1 protein-coding gene is annotated in these 1995 nt (G+C 70.6%); it reads right to left on the reverse strand.

Annotation, left to right across the window (positions count from 1 at the left end; all coding sequences use genetic code 11):
• A partial coding sequence (bcsA, locus tag HMPREF0731_RS06545; protein ID WP_007003264.1) for a UDP-forming cellulose synthase catalytic subunit occupies positions 1-1881 on the reverse strand: 1881 nt, incomplete at its 3' end.
• Positions 1882-1995 lie beyond the last annotated feature (114 nt).

A 1995-nucleotide genomic window follows, 5' to 3' on the forward strand; every position in this document is an offset into this window, starting at 1 on the left:
CTGGGCGGCGGCAGCCTGGTCGGTGGCGGCCGGGGCGGAAGCGGCCGGGGCGGGAACAGCCGGGGCGCCGAACCCCTCGGGGCGCGGCATGATCAGCAGCGCGCCGCCGAGCGAGAGATCGACGCTCTCCCCCTCCACCCGCCGCCCATCGGGCAGGATGGCGATGCTGGGCAGGCGGGCGCTGACGCGGTGCCGCTCGCGCACCTGGCGCCGCTCGCGGCCGACGGCGAGGCCGGCCATCACCGTGACCAGCGACAGCGCCACCCAGACCGAGTTCAGCAGGTTGGCCTGGAATTCCTGGCTGGCCGGGGCATTGGCGGCCATGCCGTAGATGCCGGAGAGCAGGCCGAGCACCAGGAAGATCGCCAGCACGAAATTGGCGGCCACGGCGCGCAGGTCGAAATAGCCTTCCTGCAGCGTGCCGCCCTTGTCGGTGACGTTGAACTTGCCCTTCTTGGGGTCGAACAGCGTGGCCAGCACGACGGGCAGCAGGTAGAGCGCCAGCACCGTCTCGTAGATCTCGGACCAGAAGCTGTGCCGCACCCGGCCCTGCAGCCGGCTGTTGGTGCCGATCGAGTGCACGATATGCGGCCCGGCATAGGCGACGATGGCCAGCGGCGAGGCGGCGATGATGCTCTGCCCGAGCAGCAGGAAGGCCAGCGGCGCGGTCAGGAAGACGACGCGCGGCAGCGGGAAGAGGAAGTGCCACTGCGCGTTCAGGTAGCAGAGCCGCTGGTAGAGCTTCAGCCCCGGCCCGAGCAGCGGGTTCTCGACGCGGAAGATCTGGATCATGCCGCGCGCCCAGCGCATGCGCTGGCCGATATGGGTGATCAGCCGGTCGGTGGCGAGGCCGGCGGCCAGCGGCACGCGCAGATAGGCGGTGCGCCAGCCCAGCCGCTGCATCTTCAGCGAGCAGTGGCAATCCTCGGTCACCGTCTCGGTCGGCACGCCGCCCACCTGCTCCAGCGCGGAGCGCCGCAGCACGGCGCAGGAGCCGCAGAAGAAGGTGGCGTTCCAGAGGTCGTTGCCCTGCTGCACCAGGCCGTAGAACAGCAGCCCCTCATTCGGCACGCGCTTGCCGGAGGCGAGGTTCCGCTCGAACGGGTCGGGCGAGTAGAAATGGTGCGGCGTCTGCAGCATGCCGATGCCGCGGTCGCGGATCATCCAGCCGATGGTCAGCTGCAGGAAGGCGCGCGTCGCCACGTGGTCGCAATCGAAGATGACGATGTATTCGCCATCCGTCTTGGTCATGGCGTGGTTGATGTTGCCGGCCTTGGCGCCCTTGTTGTCGGGGCGGATCAGGTAGCCGCAGCCGGCCTCGCCGGCGAACTGGCGGAAATCCTCGCGCCGCCCGTCATCCAGGATGTGCACGCGCAGCTTGTCGCGCGGCCAGTCCATCGAGAGCGCGGCGAAGACCGCGGGCTTCACCACCTCGAGCGGCTCGTTGTAGGTCGGGATGAAGACGTCGACGACCGGCCATTCCGCCGGGTCGGCCGGCAGCGGCACCGGCTTGCGCTCCAGCGGCCAGAGCTGCTGGAAGTAGGAGAGCAGCAGGGCGATGACGGCGTAGAGCTCGGCCAGCACCAGGCCGGTGCCGAGGAAGGTGGCGAAGAAGCCCGAATAGTCGAGCGTCTCGGTCACCCGCCAGTAGAGGTAGCGCAGCGAGATCAGCGTCGACAGCGCCACCAGGAAGAACAGCGCCGGGCGCCCGGGCGCGCGGCCGACGAGCAGGAACACCAGGAAGCCGGCCAGCGCCAGCCAGGCCTGCTGTTCCGCCTCGAGCGGCGCCACCACGAAGGTCAGGCCGAGGGTCGCGCCCGCCAGGGTGAGCAATCCCCAGAGCAGCGGCCCGGCAGGCAGCAGGCGGCGCATCGGCGGCATGGGTCAGGATCCTCCCCAGAAGGGGGAATGGGCGGCGCCGAAGGCGGACGGGCCGGCGGCAGGGGCGGGCGGCGCGGCCGGGGGCAGCAGCGCCTCCAGCGTGCGGGCGATCTG

The organism is Pseudoroseomonas cervicalis ATCC 49957, assembly GCF_000164635.1.
GTDB lineage: Bacteria > Pseudomonadota > Alphaproteobacteria > Acetobacterales > Acetobacteraceae > Pseudoroseomonas > Pseudoroseomonas cervicalis.